Genomic DNA, 22,987 nt, shown 5'->3' with positions numbered 1-22,987 from the left:
AGTAAGGAAAGGTAGTTTTGAAAAGCATTCAAATTTAGATGCACCAAAATTAAGAGAGTCGATTAGATTAATTGCTGTAGATTTTCTGCAGTTTATGTTAAAATTTCAACTTTTTTGAGTTGGTAAAATAAAAAAAGTCTGACATTTGCCAGACTTGATATAGTAAATTTTGATTAAACTTAAATCTTACTCACTGCAGTTTCATATTTAGCATTGACGATATTCCAATCGATTACGTTGAAAATAGCGGTTAAATATTCGTTGCGTTTATTTTGGTAATGTAAATAATACGCATGTTCCCAAACGTCGATTGCTAGTATAGGCGTGCCTCTTACTTCTGCATTTGGCATTAACGGATTGTCTTGATTGGCTGTACTAGTAACGGCTAATTTTCCATCACGAGTAACTACTAACCATGCCCAACCGCTTCCAAATTGCCCGGCAGCGGCATCAGTAAGTTGTTTTTGCAAGTTGTCAAACGAACCTAATTCTGCAGTAATGGCTTCGGCTAAAGCACCTTTTGGAGTACCACCGCCTTTTGGACTTAAAATCTCGAAAAATAAATTATGGTTGTAATAACCACCAGCATTATTTCGGATTTCTTTGTTGTTTACATCTAAATTTTTTAGAATATCTTCAACTGTTTTAAGTTCTAAATCAGTTCCTATAACCGCTTTGTTGAGTTTGTTGGCGTAACCTAAATGATGTTTGGAATAATGAATTTCCATCGTACGACCATCAATATGAGGCTCTAAATCATCGTATGCATATTTTAATCCACGCATTTGAAAAACGCCCCCTTCAGAAACTTTTACATCAGCAGGATTTCCTAAAGCCGAAATCTTAGTTTCTACTTCCGGATCTGGAATTTTAACTTCTTCTAATTCGTTTTCTTTTCTACAGCTCGTCATCATAAATGATATACAAGCCAAAATCAATAATGACTTTTTCATTTGTAATGCAGATTATAAATTGCGTTCTTTCAGTAGTTGATTAATGATTTTGATGTAGTCGCTTTTGGCTTCATCTGGAGTAAGATGTTTTACTTGCATCCAAGCGTTTAATTTAAAAGCATTTCTTAAATCTTGTGGATTTTGAAATAATAAAGGGTTGGAAGTTTCGGAAGTAGCTTGTTTGTACAAACCATACAATACCAATTGCATATCCTGTGGCACAGATTCTTGCGGAATCAATTGTGCATTAGCAAATGCTTCATCAAATAATGTATTTAAATCCTTTTCGCTCATTCTTTATGCTTTTTTACTAATAACGGTTTTATTTCCGATAGCTTTATCGCCTAATTTTACATTAATTTCGGTTCCTAATGGTAAATAAATATCCACTCTTGAACCAAATTTAATGAAACCAGCATCTTTACCTTGAACTACACGCATACCTTCTTGAGCATAATTCACAATACGTCTGGCTAAAGCACCCGCAATTTGACGATATAAGATTTCACCATAGATTCTATTGTTAATTACAACGGTAGTTCTTTCGTTTTCTTCGCTAGCTTTTGGATGCCAAGCTACTAAATATTTTCCTGGGTGATACTTGCTGTATTTAACGATTCCGTTTACGCAATAACGTGTTACGTGTACATTGATAGGCGACATAAAGATAGAAACCATCAAACGTTTGTCTTTAAAATATTCTGGTTCGAATACTTCCTCAATAACAACTACTTTTCCATCTACAGGAGCTAAAATATGATTATCGCTATTATCAGCAACTCGAGTTGGGTTTCTGAAGAATTGTAAAACCAATACTAATATGACTAATCCAAAAATGTATAAAAGAGTTCGTAACCAATCTACAGATATAAATGCATCGGTTAAGAAAATAATACCAACAACTAATAGTAGGGTAATTAGAATGATTTTAGCGCCTTCTTTATGAAACATAGTATAAAATTAAATAAAATAAATTAATAAAAGGAATTACAAATATAATACTATCTAGTCGATCTAGAATACCTCCATGACCCGGCATTATATTTCCAGTGTCTTTAATACCAGCAACACGTTTTAATTTTGATTCGATTAAATCTCCTAACGTACTGAAAATACTAACAATAGCAGCAATTATAATCCAAATATATAGGGTCGAAGCCATAATGTAATAATTTCCTAAAAGAGCTCCACCAATAATGGTAAATACTAAACCACCTGCAAAACCCTCAATTGTTTTTTTAGGTGAAACACTAGGGAAAAGTTTATTTTTTCCAATATTTTTACCTACCAAATAAGCAAAAGTATCGTTTGTCCAAATTAAAATGATAATCGAAATCAGAATTTTTGGATTGTAACCTTTAACTCCCATTGCAACATAATTTGCAATTATGAATGGAAGAATTACGTAACCAAATAACAAAAAATATCTCGTGTAAATTTTAAAGTGAGTCTTGTTTGTGTTAAATAGGTATAGTAATAATTTTATAGAAGTTATAATTGAAATAGCTGTTAAAGCGGTGTTTACATTAATATCTAAATTTTTGTTCCATAAGTAATAGTAAGAACCCGCTGCAACTGGAATGCTGATGTAGAAATTTAATCCACACATTTTACAGAACTCATAAACTCCCATGACTAAGAAAGCGCCAAAAAGAATTGCTAAACCCTCTCTAGAATAAGAAATGCAGCCTAACAGTAATACAACATAAACGGCTCCAGATAATGCTCTTTTTAGCGTTTCGTTCATTATTATAAATCTTCTAAAAGAAGTAGGTAAAGATTTTTGTGACAACTTCCGTAGTGAAGAAAATCTTGTTCTTTTACTTCTTCAAAATATTTTATGGTAGTAATATTAGAAGGATAATTTTTTTCGTGAGTGCTTTTAATTCGCCTCAATCCATCACTTTTGCTATTTACAATCTGACTTGTAGTAGCAAAAACAATCATGTTAGTTGGCAATTCATTTGGTTTGAAATGCTTAAACTGATTGGATGAGAATAAGATAGAACCTTCATCTGCGATTAAATTTTCGCATGATGAAAGAAAAAATACTGGAGTTGATGAATTATCGTAAGTTAATTTATTATCGTCTAACAAATAAAGCAATCGATTATCGAAACATTGAGCATTACATTCAAACCAATCGTTTTCTGCTAATATATTTTCAAAATTTTCTGCAATTTCGTCTAAATTCTCACAATAAATGAATTTTCCTCCATTTTCTTTGAAATTGAAAGTAAACTGTTCGTCTATTGGTAATGTAGTATCTGGAGTGTATGGACTTTTGACTTCTTGTTTTTTGTCATTGTCTTCCTCTTCTGATGATGTACCAAAAAATTTTCTAAAAAGACTCATGTATCTTTAGTAGGTTTTTTAACTGTGAAAATCAAAGATAAAAAAAATCTTAGTTCTACACATACCGAACTAAGATTTTTATTAATATTATTTTGTTGATAAGTTACTTATTGAGAAACCGCGTCTTCATTTGTGTTTTCAGTAGTTGGTGTAACTTCTTTTTCAAAAGGTCTTTTTCCGAAGATAGTTTCTAAATCATCTTTAAAAATCACCTCTTTTTCAATCAGAATATCAGCTAATTGAGTTAATTTTTCTTTATTTGACTCTAAGATTTGAATCGCTCTATCGTATTGTTCTTCAATTAATTTTGAAATTTCACTATCGATAACTTTTGCTGTTTCTTCTGAATAAGGTTTTGAAAAATTATAGTCAGTTTGCCCTGTTGAATCGTAATAGGTAATGTTACCAAGCTTATCATTCAATCCGTAAATCGTTACCATGGCTCTTGCTTGACGTGTAACTTTCTCTAAATCGCTCAATGCTCCAGTTGAAATTTTATTAAAAATTACTTTCTCAGCAGCACGGCCACCCATAGTAGCACACATCTCATCCAGCATTTGTTCTGGTCTTACAATTAAGCGCTCTTCTGGTAAATACCAAGCGGCTCCTAAACTTTGTCCGCGTGGAACAATTGTTACTTTTACCAATGGTGCAGCATGTTCTAACATCCAACTTACAGTAGCATGACCAGCTTCGTGAATTGCAATAGCACGTTTTTCTTCGGGAGTTACAATTTTATTTTTCTTTTCTAAACCTCCTACAATTCTATCTACTGCATCTAAGAAATCTTGTTTATCTACTGCTTTTTTATCTTTACGAGCTGCAATTAAAGCTGCTTCGTTACAAACATTAGCAATATCAGCACCCGAGAATCCTGGAGTTTGTTTGGCTAAGAATTCAGTATCTAATTCCTCTGATTTTTTCAAAGGTTTTAAATGTACTTCAAAGATTTCTTTACGTTCTCTAATGTCTGGTAAGTCTACATAAATTTGTCTGTCAAAACGACCAGCACGCAATAACGCTTTGTCTAAGACATCGGCACGATTGGTTGCTGCTAATACAATGACGTTTGAATTCGTTCCAAAACCATCCATTTCAGTTAATAGTTGGTTTAATGTGTTTTCTCTTTCGTCATTAGCACCCGTCATATTGTTTTTACCACGCGCTCTACCAACAGCATCAATTTCATCAATGAAAATGATAGAAGGAGATTTTTCTTTTGCTTGTTTGAATAAATCTCTAACACGAGAAGCACCAACTCCTACAAACATCTCCACAAAATCAGAACCTGATAATGAGAAGAATGGAACTCTAGCTTCACCCGCAACTGCTTTTGCTAATAAAGTTTTTCCTGTTCCTGGAGGCCCAACTAATAATGCTCCTTTTGGAATTTTTCCCCCAATAGAGGTATATTTTTCAGGGTTTTTCAAGAATTCAACAATTTCTTGAATTTCTTCTTTGGCACCTTCTAAACCGGCAACGTTTTCAAATGTTACTCTAGTGTCATTCTTTTCGTCAAATAATTTAGCTTTCGATTTTCCAATACTAAAGATTTGACCTCCGCCTCCTCCAGCACCTCCAGACATTCTACGCATCATAAATATCCAAAGCCCCACCAACAAAACAATTGGTAAAAGCATTGAAATTAAATCGCCCCAAATACTTTCAGGTTCTTTTTCATATTCTGAAAGTTTACCTTCATTTGCTGCTTTTTGTAAATTTTCTTGAAAAGTTTTTAAATCTCCAATTTCAAAGAAATAATGAGGTCCTTTAGTATTTAATTTACCTATAACGTCATTTTTAACTTTATCATGAGCTTTATCCGTTAAAGCAGTTTTCTTTAAATAAACCGTAGCTTTTGTATTATTGAAAACCACTTTTTCAACTTGATTTTTATCTAAAAATTGATAAAATTTTGACAAAGTAGTTGGCGCAGGATTACTTAAATCTAACCCTTTAGTAAATAAACTTATTGTAAAAAAAATAGCTAAGACGAGTACAATACTCATCCAAGGACTAAACTTAAAGCCAGAATTATTATTTTGTGCCATAAAATTTTTAGTAATTAGTATCTATGGTAGTAATTTTTGCATCACCCCATAAACTTTCAATGTTGTAGTATTCTCTGATATGTTTTTGGAAAACGTGAACCACTATACTCACATAATCCATTAAAACCCATTCGCCATTTTGCTCTCCTTCAACATGCCATGGTTTTTCTTTTAATTCTTTTGAAACCACTTTTTGAACCGAGCCCACAATTGCATTAACTTGTGTATTTGAATTACCGTTACAGATTACAAAATAATCACAAACAGTATTTTCTATATCTCTTAAATCAAGGATGTTAATATCATTTCCCTTTACGTCTTCAATTCCTTTGATGATAAGTGCTAATAAATCATCATTATTCGTATTTTTTTTCGTCATGTAATATTTATGATTTTATGCAAAGGTATCATTTTTTGTGATTATTTTTGAACCTTAACATAAGATTAAATTTTGTCTGTACGATATGAGAATAATCAAACTCGATGCCATAGATTCAACCAACCATTTTTTGAAAGCACTTTCAGCTCAAGAAAGCTGCGAAAATTTCACAGTAGTGAGTACTGAATCTCAAACGGAAGGTAAAGGACAAAGAGGATCGGGATGGGCTTCTGAATCAGGTAAAAATCTCACTTTTAGTATTTTATATAATCAAAAAGTTGAAGGAATTGCGAGTTTATTTACGTTAAACATCATAGTAGCGTTGAGTGTTGTTGAAGCGTTAAAAACGATAAGCAATTTAAATTTTGTCATTAAGTGGCCAAACGACATTTTGGCAGAAAACAAGAAAATTGGTGGCATTTTAATCGAAAACACCTTCAAAAATTCAAGCGAAGTGCAATCGATAATCGGAATTGGTTTGAATGTTAACCAATCGCAATTTGAAAATTTACCTCAAGCTTCTTCTTTATATTTGTTGGAAAATCAATTGTTTAATAGAGAAATGCTATTGATTTCTATCGTTAATCAATTAAAATTCAATTTAAATCAATTGCCCATTACAGGAGAAACTCATTTTTGGAATGCGTATCACCAAATTCTGTTTAAGAAAGGTATTGTCTCTACATTTGAATCCGTTTCAGGAAATCGCTTTGTGGGTAAAATACAAGAAGTTACTCATGAAGGTAAATTAGCTGTTTTATTGGAAGATGATGCTGTTCAATTATTTGATGTCAAAGAAGTAAAAATGTTGTACTAAGATAAAACGTTAGAAATTCCTCAAACCTTTGTTAAACTTCGTTAAAAAGTTTTTGTTTTTAAGTACATTTGTGCCAATTAAAAAAACGTATTCCTTTATATCTCATGGAGAAAAAAATACTATCCTTGTTATCTTCTACACGCTTAATGGCTGTTTTGTTTATACTTTTTGCTTTAGCCATGGCTGCCGGGACTTTTATCGAAGATGCTTATAATACTGATACTGCAAGAGTTATTGTTTACAATGCCGTTTGGTTTGAAGTTATTATGGTGTTTTTTGTAATCAATTTTTTAGGCAACATCAAACGTTATCAATTACATAAAAAAGAAAATTGGGCGACTTTAATTTTACACCTTTCTTTTATTCTAATTATAGTTGGCGCTTTTATTACTCGTTACATAAGTTATGAAGGTATGATGCCTATTAGAGAAGGTGAATCTGCTAATATGATTTATTCCGATAAACCTTATTTAACGGTTTTAGTAGATGGTAATCACGAAGGACAAATGCGTCGTAAGACTTTTGAAAAAGGATTGTATTTAGCTCCAGAAGTTAAAGAAGATGGCTTTTTGAATACTTTCGCGAGTAATCATTTTTCAATGGGAGGTGATTTTAGTGGAATTCCATTTGAAGTTGAACATCAAGAATTTATTTTGAACGCTACCGAAACCGTTGTTCCATCTGAAAACGGACAATTGATGATTAAAATGGTAGAGTCAAGTGGAGGCACTCGTCATGAACATTATCTAAAAGAAGGAGAAGTTCAAAATTTACACAACGTTCTTTTTGCTTTCAATAAATATACAGAAGGCGCAATTAATATCACAAAAATTGCTGAAGCATACACTATTCAAACCCCATTTGAAGGTAATTTCATGCGAATGGCTGATAAATTACAAGGAAAAGTTGTTAAAGATTCGGTTCAGGCGTTAATGTTACGTTCATTATATAATATTGGTGGTGCTCAATTTGTATTTCCAGAACCAGCGATTAAAGGTGAATTGACTTTCAAATCGAATAATGATTTCAAAGACAAACAAACCGATGACGCTTTGAAAGTAAAAATCAAAACACAAGGAAAAGAAGAAATTCTAACTTTAGTTGGTTCAAGAGGAAAGCAAGGAGTTCCGCAAAGTGTTAAAATAGGCGATTTAGAATTTACACTTTTCTTCGGAAGTAAAATTTACAACACACCATTTACTGTAAAACTAGACGATTTTATAGCAGATAAATACCCTGGAACACAAAACAGTTATTCTGCTTTCAAAAGCAAAATTGAGGTTGCGGACTCTGAACAAGGAAAAACTTTTAAAGATAGTGTTTTCATGAACCACATTTTAGATTACAGAGGTTATAGATTCTTCCAAGCTGGATTTGACCCAGATGAAAAAGGAACACAATTATCGGTTAGTCATGATTTCTGGGGGACTTGGATTACTTATATTGGTTACTTTCTGTTATATTTTGGTTTAATGGCCATTTTATTTACAAAAAATAGTCGCTTTTCAAGTTTAAAAGAGAAATTAGAAAAAGTTAAAGTGAAGAAAGCAGGTTTACTAAGTGTGTTTTTGATTTTATTCACAACGATAACTTTCGGTCAACAACATAATCACCAACCAAGCAAAGAAGAAATTCTAAAGTTGTTGAAGAAGTATGAAGTTTCAGCCGAACATGCTAGTGAATTCGGAAAAGTTGTAATTCAGGATAATGGGCGAATGAAGCCAATCAATACGTTTTCGTCTGAATTACTTCGCAAAGTATCTAAAAGCGATTCGTATGAAGGAATGAATTCTGACCAAGCGTTTTTATCGATGACGCAATATCCTCAGTATTGGTATGCTTTGCCAATCATTTATTTGAAAAGAGGAAATGATAGTATTCGTAAATTAATAGGAGTAGAAAAAGAAGCGAAATATGCACCATTAATTGCCTTTTTTGATGAAACTGGGAATTACAAATTAGCTAAGTTTTTAGAAACAGCTTATAAAGAACCGGTTCCAAATCAATTCCAAAAAGATTTTATTGAAGCAGATAAAAAAGTAAACCTTTTATATTCGGCTTTGAGTGGACAAATTTTGAAAGTGTTTCCAATTCCGGGCGATAAATCGAACAAGTGGGTTTCGTTTTTAGAAGTCAACCAACCAACAGGTACGGCTTTAGATTCAATTAAAAATGTAATGCCATTTTATTTGAATGCCTTGGATAAAGCATCACAAAGTAAAAATTACGAATTACCAAATAGTCTTTTAAAAGGACTTACCGAATACCAAAAGAAATACGGAAAAGCCGTAATGCTTTCAGAAAGTAAAATCAGTTCTGAAATAACGTACAACAAATATGATATCTTCAAAAGATTATATTATATGTATATGTTGGCAGGAGTTTTAATGTTAATTTTCTGTATTGTCCAAATTTTCAAAGATTCGAAAGCAATCCGAACTATTATTAATGTTTTTCATGGATTAATTGGTTTGTTTTTCATATTGCATCTAGCAGGATTAGCAGTAAGATGGTATATTTCAGGTCATGCACCTTGGAGCGATGCGTATGAGAGTATGATTTATGTTGCTTGGGCAACAATGTTCTTTGGATTAGCTTTCGGTAGAAAATCGAAATTAACTGTGGCATCAACCGCTTTTGTAACTTCGATGATTTTAATGATTGCACATTGGAATTGGATGGATCCATCAATCGGAAACTTACAGCCGGTTTTAAATTCGTATTGGTTAATGATCCACGTTGCAGTAATTGTAGCGAGTTACGGACCGTTTACTTTGGCCATGGTTTTAGGTTTAGTTGCTTTATTCTTGATGATTTTCACTAACGAAAACAACAAAGAAAGAATGAAATTAAGCATTGACGAAATCACCTACATAAACGAAATGGCACTAACAGTAGGTTTAGTCATGTTAACCATAGGAAACTTCCTTGGCGGACAATGGGCAAATGAAAGTTGGGGACGTTATTGGGGTTGGGACCCAAAAGAAACTTGGGCATTAATTAGTATTATGGTGTATGCATTTGTAATTCATGCACGATTTGTACCAGCATTAAGAGGAAGATGGATTTACAACGTAATGAGCGTTTTAGCTTTTGCCTCTATTTTAATGACCTATTTTGGAGTAAATTTCCACTTGAGCGGTTTACATAGTTATGCATCGGGAGAAAAACAAAATGTAACCTATTACTTTGTGATTTTAGCAATTGTTTTAATAATATCTGCAATAGCTTACTTTCCCTATAAAAAGTATTATAAAAAATAAGAATTTGGTCGCTAATTAGCGACCATTTTTTTTAAGAAATGTTTATCAAAAGTTGTATTTTAAAACCTTAAATTTGAAATAAAAAAGAGATGAAAAAATTAGTAACCTTGTTTTCTGTAGTAGCTTTATTTTTCAGTTGTCAAAATCAGGCACAAAAAAAACAATCAACTGCGGCAACAGCAACGACAACACCTATGGCAAAACAAACAATTTATCAATTCAAAGTAGAAGATTTGAGTGGTGATACTTTTGATTTTTCTACCTTAAAAGGAAAGAAAATATTAGTAGTCAACACGGCTTCTGAATGTGGTTTAACACCGCAATATGAACAATTACAAGCGATTTATGAGAAATACAAAGACAAAAACTTTGTAATCGTAGGTTTTCCTGCAAACAACTTTGGAGCACAAGAACCAGGAACGAATCAACAAATTGCTACTTTCTGCCAGCAAAATTATGGCGTTTCGTTTCCAATGATGGCTAAAATTTCGGTTAAAGGTGGCGATATGCATCCTGTGTATCAATTTTTAACGCAAAAAACTAAAAACGGTTTACAAGACAGTGAAGTGCAATGGAACTTTCAAAAGTATCTAATCAATGAAAATGGCGAATTAGCTAAAGTAGTGTCGCCAAGAACGTTGCCAACTGATGCAGAAATCGTAAATTGGATTGAAGGAAAATAGTTAGTAATCAGTGTTCAGTATATAGTGTTCAGTTTACTCTATTTATAGAAGACTGAACACTTTTTTTATAGAATTTTCTGAACAAAAACCGAATGCAACCATCGGTTAAACTTAAAGCCTGATTCTTTAATAAAACCAACTTCTTCGAAACCAAATTTCTTATGAAAATCGATGCTGTTGGTATTTTCTGAATCGATAACGCCAATCATCGTATGAAGGTTTTGTTGTTTGGCTCTTTCGATTAATTCGGTCAATAGTAATTTTCCGATGCCTTTCCCGATAGCATTCTTGTTCGCATAAACCGAATGTTCTACCGTGAATTTATACGCTTCTCTGAATCGGAATTCACTATAATAACCAAAACCTACGACTTTATTATTCATTTCGGCAACAATGACAGGAAATCCTTTCTGAAGTTTTTCTTCAAAAATAGCTTCTTGAGTGGGTAAAGTTCGCACGTTGTAATCGTACAAAGCAGTCGAATTCAAAATAGCATCGTTAATGATGTCTAAAATAGCAGGGCAATCTTGTATTTGATAGTCTCTAATTTTTATCTCCATTTCGTAAAGAAATTACGTAGTAAAAGTACTAAAAACCTTTTCAACTTCGTAACTTTGTACTCCAGTTATTTTTTTAAAATGATGTATCCAAAAATTCCTTTAGCGCAAAGCATTATCGAAATTTGCCAACAAAAAGGAGTCCAACATATCGTAATTTCACCAGGTTCGCGCAATGCGCCTTTGACAATTGGATTTACTAACAATCCGTTTTTCAAATGTTATAGTATTGCTGACGAGCGATGTGCTGCATTTTTTGCTTTGGGAATTGCCCAACAAATTCAGAAACCTGTTGCTGTTGTTTGTACTTCGGGTTCTGCGGTATTGAATTATTATCCTGCGGTGGCTGAAGCTTTTTATAGCCAAATTCCGTTAGTAGTCATTTCTGCGGATAGACCACAAAATAAGATTGATATTGGTGATGGGCAAACCATTCGTCAAGAAAATGTATTAGGAAATCATTGTTTGTACAATGCGAATTTGCGTGAAGATGCTTCGCCAGAAAACGACAATCACATTCAAATGGCGTTGCATGTTGCGATTACCCAAAAAGGACCAGTGCATATCAATGCACCATTCGAAGAACCGTTGTATGAAACCGTTTCCGAATTACAAGTCCAACCTGTAATCATCGATTTTACTGCCGAAGAAAAGCATTTCTCATTAGGAACTAACACAAAAGAAACTTGGAATAAAGCGACTAAGAAATTGGTTTTAGTAGGAGAGTTGTTTCCAAATTCGGTAGAACAAAAGTATTTAGATATTTTAGCGAATGACCCAAGTGTGGTAGTGTTAACCGAAAAGACATCCAATTTACATCACCCAACATTCATCGACCAAATTGATACTTTGATTACTCCATTTACGGATGAAGATTTCAAATCGTTTCAACCTGAAATTTTGTTGACTTTTGGTGGAATGGTAGTTTCGAAACGTATCAAAGCGTTTTTACGAAAATACAAACCAAAACACCATTGGCATGTGGACGAATTACGTGCGTATGATACTTTTGGAGCACTTACAAATCATTTTGAAACGAAAATCAATACTTTTTTGAGTCAGTTATTGACTGAAAATAAGATTGAAAGTTCTTATAAATCAAATATTGCGACTATTTGGAATGATAGAGTAGTGAAACATCAAGAATACACTGCAAAAATTCCGTTTTCAGATTTTAAAGTGTTTGATTTTATTTGCCAAAACCTGCCAAAAAACAGTCAGTTACAAGTGAGCAATAGTTCGGCGATACGTTACTTACAGTTATTTGATTTAGACAAAAGCATACAAGTTTTTTGCAATCGTGGTACTAGTGGAATTGATGGAAGTACTTCGACAGCCATTGGAGCTGCATCTGTGTCTGATTTACCAACGATTTTGATTACAGGTGATATCAGCTTTTTATACGATAGCAACGCTTTGTGGAACAATTACATTCCAAAAAACTTCAAAATCATTTTGTTGAATAACAGCGGTGGTGGTATTTTCAGAATTTTACCCGGTCATCAAGAAACGAAAACGTTCAACACCTATTTTGAAACATCACATCAATTAAACGCTTCCCATTTAGCTAAAATGTACGGTTTTGATTATTTTGAAGCGAATGATGAAGCTTCATTACAACAACAATATGTTAAATTCCTAAACCAAAACGAAAAACCAAGTATTCTAGAAGTTTTCACACCAGAAAAAGAGAATAATGGGATTTTATTGGAGTTTTTTAGAGGGTTGAAGTAAAGTTTTAGTTTATACTTTCCCTTTATACTTTGGATCAAAATCAACCATCCATTCAATGCCGTATTTATCTCTGAACATGCCAAAATAAGAACCCCACGGACTATCACTCATTGGATATTCGACAGTACCTCCAGCTGAAAGTCCGTTGAAAAGTTTATCGGCTTCTTCTCGACTTCCTGCGGTAATGGCTATTTTAGAACGGTTTTCATTTTCATTTACACGTCCCATACTTTCAGGAACATCATTGCCTATTAAAATATTGGTGCCAATAGGTAAAGCAATGTGCATGATTTTGTTGGTTTCACTTTCTGGAACAGGAAATTCTTCACTAGCCAAATCTTTGAAACGCATAATCTGGACAAACTCGCCACCAAATACCGATTGATAAAAAAGAAACGCTTCTTCAGCATTGCCATTGAAGTTGATGTGTGGATTGATTTGTGCCATGCGTTTTTTTTTAAATTATTTCAAGAAATATTATTGATAAAGTTACTTTTTATTTTTACCAGAGTTAAACTTAAAACGTTCAACTGGGCTTTCAGGGTTTTGTTTTTTAGTGGAAGGTTTGCCTTGTCCAAAAGGTTTTTTGTCCGTTGTAGTTTTAGGTTTGAATAGCTTTTTGGTTTCGGGTTTTTTGGCTTCTTTTGGTGTAGTGGTTTTATTTTTGGCAATTTGATCTAAAACTTCTCTTGGATTTTTTGGATTTTCTTTTGTGCCACGTAAGTAAATCACCAATCCGTTAAGGAAATTGCGCAACAATTGGTCGCCACATTCCATATAATTAGGATGGTCTTCGCTTCTGAATATATTGCCTAGTTCACCTTTAGAAACTCTAAAATTTACAAGGTTTAAAATTTCTATAATTTGGTCATCGCGTAACTGTAGTGCAACACGTAACTTCTTAAAAACATCGTTATTATTCATATATCATTTATTTATTGGAACACAGATTAGAGAAATTTTAAAAATCTTTTCTTCAACCTGAAACTTAAAACCTTGAACTCGAAACTCGAATACCTTTTAAAAAAGCCAAAGGTACGCTTTTCCAAATTCTTTGCTCCATAATTTTTCATTATGTTTTCCACCTTTAATTACTACTTTTTTTGTTAAATGCATACAAGTACAGCGTTTGTCATTAACTAAATCTACCATTTTGTCCATATCTTGTACCATGCTTTCACTTTCGCTATCGCCACAAAGGAAGTATAGTTTGGTGTTTAATTTTTTGGTATTTTCAGTTAATGTGTAAATCTCGTTTCCTAACCAAAATGATGGAGAGAAAATGGCAGCCTTTCCAAATACTTTCGGATATTTTAAAATTGCGTAATAAGAAACTAATCCTCCAAGAGAACTCCCTGCAATTGCCGTGTTCATTTTACCTGATTTGGTTCTATAATTGGAATCAATATGAGGCTTTAAGTTATTTACAATGAAATCTAAATAATTATCCGCTTTTCCGTTACTAAATTTTTCATTTGAAAAGGGAATAAGTTCTTGTGATCGTTTTTCGTTACCGTGCTCTATTCCTACAATAATTACTTCGGCTTTCAGAGAATCTAAGGTTTCATCAACATGCCATTCGCCAGCAAAAGCTGTTTTATCATCAAATAAATTTTGAGCATCGTGCATGTAAATTACTGGATATTTCTTTTTAGTAGTCTTGTAATTGTGAGGTAAATACAACCAAATCTTCTTGCTAGTCTGCAATTGTGGTACTTCAATTATAAATGTGGTCACTGTTCCTTGAGACAATCCATAAAAGTATGTTAATAAAAAAAGAGACAAAAATTGGAAAAACTGCTTTTTCATTTTATATTTGGTAAATCAACAATATAAAAATACGTTTTCAATGGATAGTTACCAAGAAAAAATAAGTTTATTACAGGAAATGATTGCTTTTGCATTAATTGATGGCGAATTGCACGATCGTGAGTATGATTTTTTGGAAATGGTAGCCATGGAATTGGAGATTGAGAAAGAAGTTTTTCATCAGTTATTTAAAAATAGAGGTGAAGTTACCGTAATAAAAGATGAATTTCATAGAATTTGTCAATTTTATAGGTTAGCGCTGTTAATGCATTGTGATGGTGTTTTGCACGAAGCGGAACAAATAAAAATCAACGAAATCGGTATTAACATGGGATTGAATCCCTATGCGATGAAACGCGTTTTAAATTTAATGAAAAACTCCCCAAACCGAATGGTTGAGGGAGATGTTTTATTAGCCGTTTTTACCGAACAGCATAATTAGCTTTTAGGCATTTCGTCAAAGTTTACCATCCAATTGATACCAAATTTGTCTGTAAACATTCCGAAATAAGCTCCCCAGAATGTCTTTTCCATTGGCATAATAATATGTCCTCCTGCTGAAAGTCCGTTGAAAAGTCTATCGGCTTCTTCTTTACTGTCAGTATTGATTGATACGGAGAAATTATTCCCAAAAGTAACGTCGCCACTAAACGAAGTACTGTCACTTGCCATTAAAATGGTTTCTTTGCTGATGGGTAAACTCACGTGCATGATGCGATTACCTTCTTCTTCACTAGGTGGTGGACAATTTTCATCCGCCGGCATGTCTTTGAAACGTCCGATGTAACTAAAATCGCCACCAAAAACAGATTTGTAAAAATTAAAAGCTTCTTCTGTATTACCATTAAAGGTAAGATATACATTTACTGTTGCCATATTGTTTTGTTTTTTGATTGATGTTTAAAGGTACGAAAATATTTTGTAACGTTAAGCTCCAAACTCAGTTTCATTAGCTTTAATGTAATCCACAATTAGCGTAACAATGTCTTCACCTTCTTCGCTAAAGAATTGTTCGTCTAAATCTTCCCAACCTCCAATTAAAGTTTCATCTGCTTTTTTGATGAAGTTTCTTCTGATTTCTACATCAGGTGAATAGGCTTTCGCAGGAAATAAACTCCAAGCTTTTGAGATTAACTCAGCGGTTTTAAATGCTTTTATTTCTTTGTAAGCAATAATTATGTCTTCAACAAAATCTCCAGCTTCCGAAGTAAAGAAAAACGAAAATCCGCCTTCTCCCATAGCGCCTTCAAAAATATCTACGTAAACGAAGACTTTTTCACCATCAGTTAATGCCGAAAAATCATCAGTTTCTTCTTTCTTTTCCCAAATAATCTCACCTATAGCTTCAATGATTTTGATCTCGTCTTCTAATTTTAGAATGCTTGCAATGTTGCTCATGTGTTTTTTATAAATGTTTTTTAATTTTATCATTTTCGTCATTTCAAGTGTTTTAATAAAATTACATTAGCTATTTTATCAAAAATGTTTCGAGAATTGTAGTAGTAAAATCGTTTCTATAATTCTCGATACCATTTTATATTTCGAAAACTAAGGTTTTTAAAACACAAAATCACTCGAAGTGACGTTTCGTTATTATTTTATTTTCTCTTGTAATGACTGAATTTCATCTCTGAATTTTGCTGCTTGCATAAAATCCAATTCTTTTGCTGCTTTTTCCATCATTTTTCGTAGGTCGCGAATTTTCTTTTCGATTTCAGGTTTGCTTAAGTATTGACTTTCTGGTTCGGCTGCTTTTAATATTTTTTCTTCGTAATAATGAGTGGAAACAGAATTACCGCTTAAAGCATTTCCTAAACTCTTATTTAACGCTTTAGGTTGGAGATTATTTTCAGTATTGTATCGAATTTGTTTTTCTCTTCTATAATTGGTTTCATCTATCGTTTTTTGCATGGAAGCTGTTATTTTATCCGCATACATAATCGCTTTTCCATTAACATTTCGGGCTGCACGACCCACAGTTTGTGTTAACGAACGATGACTTCGCAAGAAACCTTCTTTATCCGCATCTAAAATGGCTACAAGCGAAACTTCTGGTAAATCTAGTCCTTCACGAAGTAAATTCACACCAATTAAAACATCAAATAAACCTTTTCGTAAATCTTGCATGATTTCCACACGTTCTAATGTATCCACATCGGAATGAATATAACGGCATCGAATGGCTACTTTGGTTAGATATTTTGTTAATTCCTCCGCCATTCTTTTGGTTAATGTGGTGACTAAAACACGTTCGTCAGCTTCACATCGTACCTGAATTTCCTCAATTAAATCGTCAATTTGATTCGCACTTGGACGAACTTCGATAATTGGGTCCAATAAACCCGTTGGGCGAATCACTTGCTCCACATAAATTCCTTCCGATTTTTGCAATTCGTAATCCGCTGGTGTTGCTGAAACATAAACTACTTGATTCTGTAAAGCTTCAAACTCTTCAAACTTCAACGGTCGATTGTCCATAGCAGCTGGCAAACGAAAACCATATTCTACTAAATTTTCTTTACGGCTTCTATCGCCACCATACATGGCATGCACTTGAGAAATCGTAACATGACTTTCATCAACGACCATTAAATAATCATCTGGAAAATAATCTAACAGGCAGAATGGTCTTGTTCCAGGCTCTCTTCCGTCTAGGTAACGCGAATAATTTTCAATTCCAGAGCAATAGCCCAGTTCGCGAATCATTTCTAAATCGAAATTGGTGCGTTCTTCTAATCGTTTGGCTTCTAAATGTTTACCGATTTCTTTGAAATAATCTACTTGTTTAACCAAATCTTGTTGGATAGCCCAAATTGCATTTTGCAATACATCAGGCGATGTAACGAACATATTCGCAGGATAAATCGTTAGTTTTTCATAACGTTCAATTACTTGAGCTGTTTTGGCATCAAAGGCTTCAATTTCTTCAATTTCATCACCAAAAAAATGAATTCGGAACGGTTCATCGCCATAGCTTGGAAAGATTTCTACAATATCACCTTTGATTCTAAAGTTTCCAGGTGCAAATTCGGCTTCCGTTCTAGAATATAAACTTTGTACGAGTTGATGTAATAATTTGGTACGTGAAATTTGTTGGTTTACTTCCAAATTAATAACGTTTTTCTGAAATTCTACGGGATTTCCAATTCCGTACAAACATGAAACAGATGAAATCACAATAATATCTCTTCGACCCGAAAGTAGAGCAGAAGTAGTACTTAAACGTAATTTTTCTAATTCATCATTAATTGATAAATCTTTTTCAATGTAGGTTCCGGTAACAGGAATAAAAGCTTCGGGTTGGTAATAGTCGTAATACGAAACAAAATATTGTACCGAATTATTAGGAAAGAACTGCTTGAATTCAGAATATAATTGGGCTGCTAATGTTTTATTATGAGCTAAAACTAATGTTGGTTTTTGAACTTCTTGTACCACATTAGCCACTGTAAACGTTTTTCCAGAACCAGTTACACCTAATAATGTTTGGTATTTTTCACCATTAAGAATTCCTTTTGAAAGTTTTTCAATGGCTTGTGGTTGGTCACCAGTAGGTTTATAATCGGAAACGACTTGGAATTTCATTTAAAGTACAAAGTATAAGGTGTAAAGTACAAAGTTACAAAGTTAATCCCAACATTCCATCAATAATAAATCGCCTTTTTCGTGAGAGATAGAAACAATTCCGTCTTCGGTAACATAGTTGCTACTTCCTGTTTTATATCCAATTGTTAACGCATGATTAGACAGTGGATAAAATAAATTAGTCGAATGTATCCCTGTTACTTCACCTATGGGAATTAAAGAAATAGGGGTGTTCTTTGTGTACCATTTTTCAAACTTACTAGGTAATAAGAAGATTTTAGAATGATCGTCTAATAAAACGATTTTTAGTTCATTTCTAAATTTTACTATGCTAGTAATGTTGGTAATCGTATGATCAGCTCTTTTTCCTGTGGCCCAAATTACATTTACCGCTTTATGCCCTTTTTCTACGAGATAATCAAAGGCTTTTTCTAAATCAGTTTTATCTTGATTGGGCGCATATACAATTTCTAATGGATATTGTTTTTCTAAATAATATTCAGGGTTGAAACCACGATCAAAATCACCTAAAAGAACGTCAACTTTAATTCCGAGTTCTAATACTCGTTCAATAGCTGAATCTAAAACAATTACTAAAGGCGACCATTCTAACAATTGTTCCATTAATTCTTTACTGCATGCAGCTCCATTTGCAATAATTAAAGCGGGTTCTTGGTCGTCGCGAACGATATGATGTGATGACATTTTATTGGTTTAAAGTTTAATGTTTCAGGTTTCAAGTTTGAATTTTGAACTTGTTCACGGATTTTATTGAACTAAATAATTAACAGTGTCAATTTCAGATAAATGAAAATAACCTAAAGGGAAATTATTGCTATTTGTATTATTAAGAATGTTTCCTCTTATAGTGGCTGGTGGTGTAGCAAAAGGATTACCTGATCCGCTTCCTGCAATTTCAATTAATTTATTCATATAATTGTAATACCCTTTTGAAATACCTTGAACGCTTAAATCTAAAGTAATCCCGGGTTCGGTTTCACTACTTCCATAAAATCCGAACATGATATTTCCTTGAAAAAATTCATCACTAACAACTCCAAATTCAGGAATTTGTTTATTAGGGTTTTTTACGCGTAATAAATAGTAATTTTCTTGGGCACCATTGTCTTGGTAAAAATACTTAATTTGAATTTGATCTTCACCACCAAATCCTTGAACAGTTTCTTGTGTTACATTAATGATGTCAGGTGTTGCATATAGTGTGTTTGTTGCAGTGTAAATTTCACCATCATATAAAACTTCTAAACGATAAGTTTCGCCAATAACGGGTTGGAAATTACTACAAACATATTTTTCAGTGTTTGGAACTTGAACAAAATTGAAAACTTGATCTAAACTATTGGTTACGGTAACAATTGCTCCGTTAGCGGGAAGAATGTCATTTGTATAAAAATTATTGGTCAAGCTCAATTTTATAGTCTGATTTTCTCCAGAAGTTCCCTTTTCCCACTTAATGATAGCTTCAATTACGAGTTTTGGCTCTGCATTTGATAAATCAACATTTACGACTTCTTCACAGCTTGTAAAGATAGTAGTGGATAAAAATACGATATATATTAAAATCTTTTTCATACATCTAAAATTTAAAATTATAAGAAACAGATGGAACAATACCAAAAATGGAAAGTTTAACAGCTTCATTTGCTCCTGTTTCAGCGTTTTGTCTGAATGTTATAGAGGCGGCATTATAGCGACTATAGATGTTATAGATTCCGAAAACCCATTCGCCTTTAAATTTACTGTCTTCATATTTTTTGGGTGATAATGTAGCTGAAATATCCAATCTATGATAAGCAGGTAATCGATCTTCATTTCTTGAATTGTAGCTAGGAACGGTTACACCTTCAAATACATATTTTCCTGTTGGAAAGGTTACAGGTTGTCCTGACTGAAGCGTGAAATTGGCACCAAAACTCCATTGTTTGTTGTATTTATAACTTCCAGTTATCGCTAAATTATGGGTTTTATCATAAGCAGAACGATACCAATTACCGTTATTAATGCCAATTTCTGTAGGTGTTCTGCCTGGAGTTTGTTGCTCAGATCGCGATAACGTATAAGCTATCCAACCATTTAAACGTCCTTCATTTTTTTTAATCATCATTTCTAAACCATAAGAGCGCATTCTTCCGTTCAGGATAACTTGTTCTATTGCTTCATTGGCAATTAAATCTGCACCATCAATATAATCTATTCTGTTTTGAACTTTTTTGTAATAGGTTTCGAGTTCTAAAGTGTAATCTCCTTCTTTGAAATTTTTGAAATATCCAATAGCAATTTGATCTGCCAGTTGAGGTTTAATATATTGATCACTTGGTGTCCAAACATCTAATGGAGTAGGAGATTGCGTGTTTGAAATCAATTGCATATACTGAACCATTCGGTTGTAACCTGCTTTTATAGATTGATCTTTATCAATTTCGTAAGATAAAGTGAAACGGGGTTCAAAGTTTGAATAATCTGCTATTTTTTCGTTTGAACCAAAATATTTAGTACTTGTTGGTGTTGCTTTTTCATAAATTTTTAACTCTTCATCATACAAAACAGGTTGGTTGTTTTCGTAATAATTTACAGTTGAGGCACCTACACGATAAAAAGTACTAAAACGAACACCAGCCATTACAGAAAGTTTTTCGGTTAAATTACGCTCTATATCTGCATATAATGCGTTTTCAAATGCATATTTTTTATCTAATTGACGGTAATTGATTGAAGATTCTTCATTCAAAGGTTTTATTGTGCCTGGATTGATATCGAATTTTGTCACATTTGCACCAAAATTCACTTTTGTTTTTTCAGAGGCATAATATTTAAAATCGTACTTTAAGTTGTAGTTTTGGATGGTAGATTCCCAATTAAATCCGATAAAATCCAAATCCAATCCGTAAAAATAATTGCTGTAAATCAGCGATAAATTAGAAAATAGTTTGCTAGAAAATAAATGATTCCATCTCATATTTAGAGTAGAATTACCATAAATATTTCGGAAAGATTCATTTAAACTAAAAACATCCCTCCCAAAGTAACCCGATAAATATAAGTTGTTGTTAGAATTAAGCTTGTAATTCAATTTGGTATTTAAATCATAGAAGTAAGCCGAATTTTCATTATCCGTTAATTTTAAGAATAAATGTGCATACGAACCTCTTCCTGCCACAAGAAATGAACCTTTATCTTTTACAATGGGACCTTCCGCCAACAAACGGCTCGAAATTAATCCAATTCCACCATTCATGCTGAATTTATTACTATTTCCGTCTTTTTGATACACATCTAAAACGGAAGCTGCTCTTCCTCCAAAACGAGCTGGAATTCCGCCTTTATACAATTTTAAATCTTTAATAGCATCAGCATTAAATACTGAAAATAATCCAAAAACGTGCGATGTATTATACAGAGTAGCTTCATCTAATAATACTAAATTTTGATCGGCACCACCACCACGAACGTTAAAGCCCGATTGCCCTTCCCCAGCATTTGTGACTCCTGGTAAAAATAAAAGCGATTTGATAATATCAACTTCACCCATTAAAACAGGCATTTGCTTGATGGTGCTAATGGCCAGTTTATTAACACTCATTTCAGGTTTTTTGATGTTAGTTTTATAGGCGTTTTCTGTAACTACAACTTCCTTTAATTCTTGTCTTCCTTCTTTCAAACTAAAGTTTTTCTTTGTGTTTTGACTAATTTCTATTTTTTCTGAAATAGTTTCAAAACCAATATAGCTTATTTGAATATTGTAATTGCCTTTTGGTAAAGTAATCGAATAAAAACCATATTCATTTGTATAAGCCCCGATATTTAAATCTGAAACATATACCGAAACACCTATTAATGTTTCATTATTATTGGCATCAGAAATAACTCCACTAAGAGTCACTTTTTCCTGCCCGAATCCTAAAATTGAAAAAAAGAATAAAAACCAATAAAGTTTTTGTTGTGGAATCATTTCGGTATAGATTTTGTACTACAAATTTCACAAAAAAAATGTGCAATACTTTAAAACATATGTTAATTTGTGATCAAAAAACAATTATTGTTTTAAATTTACGACTTTCAAAATATATAGAATGAAAAATAGTTTATTTATTTTGTTTTTCCTTTTTAATCTAACTTTAATTTTTGCTCAAAAAGATAATCCTTTTAAGAGTGCTAAGTTAAAGTTGAATTGGGATGAACCATCAAAAGTAGAAACAAATCAAAATACAGTAACATTGCCTTACAAAAGTATTTTTGATAAAGACGATAGTTATTTAAAACGTTATTCGATTCTGAACCAAAAAAAAGGTGAAGAGAGTGTTATGGTTCAAAAAAACGAATTTAAAAACCCTGGTGAAGAAATAAAAAATAAATTAAACAATCAAGATAAAACTATTAAGCCAGAATATAGAAGCAATCAGTTTTTAGGAGAATTTAGAAGTAAAGGAAAATATTTGAAAATTGTTTGTAGAGATCATGAATATCCTGATGGCGATCGTGTTCGACTTTATATTAATGATAAACCCATTATTAATGATATTCTTTTAGAAGCAGCTCCAAAAGAATTTTATGTAGATTTGAATGACGGATTTAATAAGTTAGATTTTGTTGCTTTAAATCAAGGAACATCTGGACCCAATACAGCCGCTTTTAGTGTTTATGATGATGCAGGAAATTTAATTACTTCAAATGAATGGAATTTGACTACTGGTGTCAAAGCTTCTATAATAGTAATAAAAGAAGAACCAAAGAAAACCCAATAAAAAAAGCAACCATTTGGTTGCTTTTTTGTTGAATTGAT

23 protein-coding genes are annotated in these 22,987 nt (G+C 32.8%); 6 read left to right on the top strand and 17 right to left on the bottom strand.

Features of this window, described 5'->3' with window-relative positions:
- Nucleotides 1–179: 179 nt before the first annotated feature.
- The 7 genes from V7P59_RS07950 to rsfS all read right to left on the bottom strand — a co-directional run bounded on the left by V7P59_RS07950 (nt 180) and on the right by rsfS (nt 5,738).
- Complete coding sequence (locus V7P59_RS07950; protein WP_333809630.1) at nt 180–953, bottom strand: superoxide dismutase; 774 nt, start codon at nt 951–953, stop codon at nt 180–182.
- Nucleotides 954–965: 12 nt separating this feature from the next.
- Nucleotides 966–1,247 (bottom strand): acyl-CoA-binding protein, encoded by a 282-nt coding sequence (locus tag V7P59_RS07945; protein ID WP_333809629.1) that lies wholly within the window; start codon nt 1,245–1,247, stop codon nt 966–968.
- 3 nt (nt 1,248–1,250) lie between these two features.
- Entirely contained in the window at nt 1,251–1,904 is a 654-nt protein-coding gene (locus V7P59_RS07940; protein ID WP_333809628.1) for a phosphatidylserine decarboxylase family protein, read from the bottom strand.
- The gene (locus V7P59_RS07935) at nt 1,894–2,700 is read right to left on the bottom strand and encodes a phosphatidate cytidylyltransferase (protein ID WP_333809627.1); all 807 of its coding nucleotides are present in this window, start codon (nt 2,698–2,700) and stop codon (nt 1,894–1,896) included. The genes V7P59_RS07940 and V7P59_RS07935 overlap by 11 nt, the downstream gene beginning before the upstream one ends.
- A gap of 2 nt (nt 2,701–2,702) precedes the next feature.
- Nucleotides 2,703–3,308: an LUD domain-containing protein gene (locus V7P59_RS07930; protein WP_333809626.1), complete on the bottom strand. Its 606-nt coding sequence runs from the start codon at nt 3,306–3,308 to the stop codon at nt 2,703–2,705.
- Between the two features lie 107 nt (nt 3,309–3,415).
- Nucleotides 3,416–5,359 (bottom strand): ATP-dependent zinc metalloprotease FtsH, encoded by a 1,944-nt coding sequence (gene ftsH / locus V7P59_RS07925; protein ID WP_333809625.1) that lies wholly within the window; start codon nt 5,357–5,359, stop codon nt 3,416–3,418.
- 7 nt (nt 5,360–5,366) lie between these two features.
- Nucleotides 5,367–5,738 carry a ribosome silencing factor gene (gene rsfS / locus V7P59_RS07920; RefSeq protein ID WP_333809624.1) on the bottom strand — a complete coding sequence of 124 codons (372 nt, stop codon included), beginning with the start codon at nt 5,736–5,738 and terminating at the stop codon, nt 5,367–5,369.
- An 85-nt stretch (nt 5,739–5,823) separates the two neighbouring features.
- Here rsfS and V7P59_RS07915 point away from each other — a divergent pair, with 85 nt between their 5' ends.
- From V7P59_RS07915 to V7P59_RS07905, 3 genes are all read left to right on the top strand, one after another.
- Nucleotides 5,824–6,555, top strand: a complete 732-nt coding sequence (locus V7P59_RS07915) for a biotin--[acetyl-CoA-carboxylase] ligase (protein ID WP_333809623.1) — start codon at nt 5,824–5,826, stop codon at nt 6,553–6,555.
- 104 nt (nt 6,556–6,659) lie between these two features.
- A complete protein-coding gene (gene ccsA / locus V7P59_RS07910; RefSeq protein ID WP_333809622.1) occupies nt 6,660–9,818 on the top strand; it encodes a cytochrome c biogenesis protein CcsA in 3,159 nt (1,052 codons plus the stop codon).
- An 89-nt stretch (nt 9,819–9,907) separates the two neighbouring features.
- Nucleotides 9,908–10,501: a glutathione peroxidase gene (locus V7P59_RS07905; protein ID WP_333809621.1), complete on the top strand. Its 594-nt coding sequence runs from the start codon at nt 9,908–9,910 to the stop codon at nt 10,499–10,501.
- A 65-nt stretch (nt 10,502–10,566) separates the two neighbouring features.
- Here V7P59_RS07905 and V7P59_RS07900 read toward each other — a convergent pair whose 3' ends face one another.
- Entirely contained in the window at nt 10,567–11,061 is a 495-nt protein-coding gene (locus tag V7P59_RS07900; protein WP_333809620.1) for a GNAT family N-acetyltransferase, read from the bottom strand.
- Between the two features lie 78 nt (nt 11,062–11,139).
- On the opposite strand from V7P59_RS07900, the gene menD reads away from it, so the two are divergent.
- On the top strand, nt 11,140–12,792 hold the full coding sequence (gene menD / locus V7P59_RS07895) for a 2-succinyl-5-enolpyruvyl-6-hydroxy-3-cyclohexene-1-carboxylic-acid synthase (protein WP_333809619.1): 1,653 nt from the start codon (nt 11,140–11,142) through the stop codon (nt 12,790–12,792).
- 9 nt (nt 12,793–12,801) lie between these two features.
- On the opposite strand, the gene V7P59_RS07890 is transcribed toward menD, so the two are convergent.
- The 3 genes from V7P59_RS07890 to V7P59_RS07880 form a co-directional block, all read right to left on the bottom strand.
- On the bottom strand, nt 12,802–13,239 hold the full coding sequence (locus V7P59_RS07890) for a VOC family protein (RefSeq protein ID WP_333809618.1): 438 nt from the start codon (nt 13,237–13,239) through the stop codon (nt 12,802–12,804).
- Nucleotides 13,240–13,281: 42 nt separating this feature from the next.
- On the bottom strand, nt 13,282–13,716 hold the full coding sequence (locus V7P59_RS07885) for a DUF1456 family protein (RefSeq protein WP_333809617.1): 435 nt from the start codon (nt 13,714–13,716) through the stop codon (nt 13,282–13,284).
- A gap of 96 nt (nt 13,717–13,812) precedes the next feature.
- Complete coding sequence (locus tag V7P59_RS07880; RefSeq protein ID WP_333809616.1) at nt 13,813–14,601, bottom strand: alpha/beta hydrolase; 789 nt, start codon at nt 14,599–14,601, stop codon at nt 13,813–13,815.
- Between the two features lie 7 nt (nt 14,602–14,608).
- Between V7P59_RS07880 and V7P59_RS07875 the strand changes: the two genes are divergently transcribed.
- Nucleotides 14,609–15,043, top strand: coding sequence for a TerB family tellurite resistance protein (locus tag V7P59_RS07875; RefSeq protein ID WP_333809615.1), 435 nt, complete (start codon nt 14,609–14,611; stop codon nt 15,041–15,043).
- Here the strand turns inward: V7P59_RS07875 and V7P59_RS07870 are convergent.
- The 6 genes from V7P59_RS07870 to V7P59_RS07845 form a co-directional block, all read right to left on the bottom strand.
- Nucleotides 15,040–15,477 carry a VOC family protein gene (locus tag V7P59_RS07870; protein WP_333809614.1) on the bottom strand — a complete coding sequence of 146 codons (438 nt, stop codon included), beginning with the start codon at nt 15,475–15,477 and terminating at the stop codon, nt 15,040–15,042. The two genes, V7P59_RS07875 and V7P59_RS07870, sit on opposite strands and share 4 nt — an antisense overlap.
- Nucleotides 15,478–15,528: 51 nt before the next feature.
- A complete protein-coding gene (locus V7P59_RS07865; RefSeq protein WP_333809613.1) occupies nt 15,529–16,032 on the bottom strand; it encodes a DMP19 family protein in 504 nt (167 codons plus the stop codon).
- Nucleotides 16,033–16,194: 162 nt separating this feature from the next.
- Complete coding sequence (gene uvrB / locus V7P59_RS07860; RefSeq protein ID WP_333809612.1) at nt 16,195–18,186, bottom strand: excinuclease ABC subunit UvrB; 1,992 nt, start codon at nt 18,184–18,186, stop codon at nt 16,195–16,197.
- A 42-nt stretch (nt 18,187–18,228) separates the two neighbouring features.
- Nucleotides 18,229–18,891 (bottom strand): thiamine diphosphokinase, encoded by a 663-nt coding sequence (locus V7P59_RS07855; protein ID WP_333809611.1) that lies wholly within the window; start codon nt 18,889–18,891, stop codon nt 18,229–18,231.
- A 63-nt stretch (nt 18,892–18,954) separates the two neighbouring features.
- Nucleotides 18,955–19,779, bottom strand: a complete 825-nt coding sequence (locus V7P59_RS07850; RefSeq protein WP_333809610.1) for a DUF4249 domain-containing protein — start codon at nt 19,777–19,779, stop codon at nt 18,955–18,957.
- A gap of 4 nt (nt 19,780–19,783) precedes the next feature.
- Entirely contained in the window at nt 19,784–22,156 is a 2,373-nt protein-coding gene (locus V7P59_RS07845) for a TonB-dependent receptor (RefSeq protein ID WP_333809609.1), read from the bottom strand.
- Nucleotides 22,157–22,277: 121 nt separating this feature from the next.
- On the opposite strand from V7P59_RS07845, the gene V7P59_RS07840 reads away from it, so the two are divergent.
- Entirely contained in the window at nt 22,278–22,949 is a 672-nt protein-coding gene (locus tag V7P59_RS07840) for a hypothetical protein (protein ID WP_333809608.1), read from the top strand.
- Nucleotides 22,950–22,987: the final 38 nt, after the last annotated feature.

It is taken from the genome of Flavobacterium sp., from assembly GCF_036782315.1.
Taxonomy (GTDB): Bacteria; Bacteroidota; Bacteroidia; order Flavobacteriales; family Flavobacteriaceae; genus Flavobacterium.
Note: the sequence above shows the minus strand (reverse complement) of the source record. Positions and strands in the feature narration are given on the sequence as shown.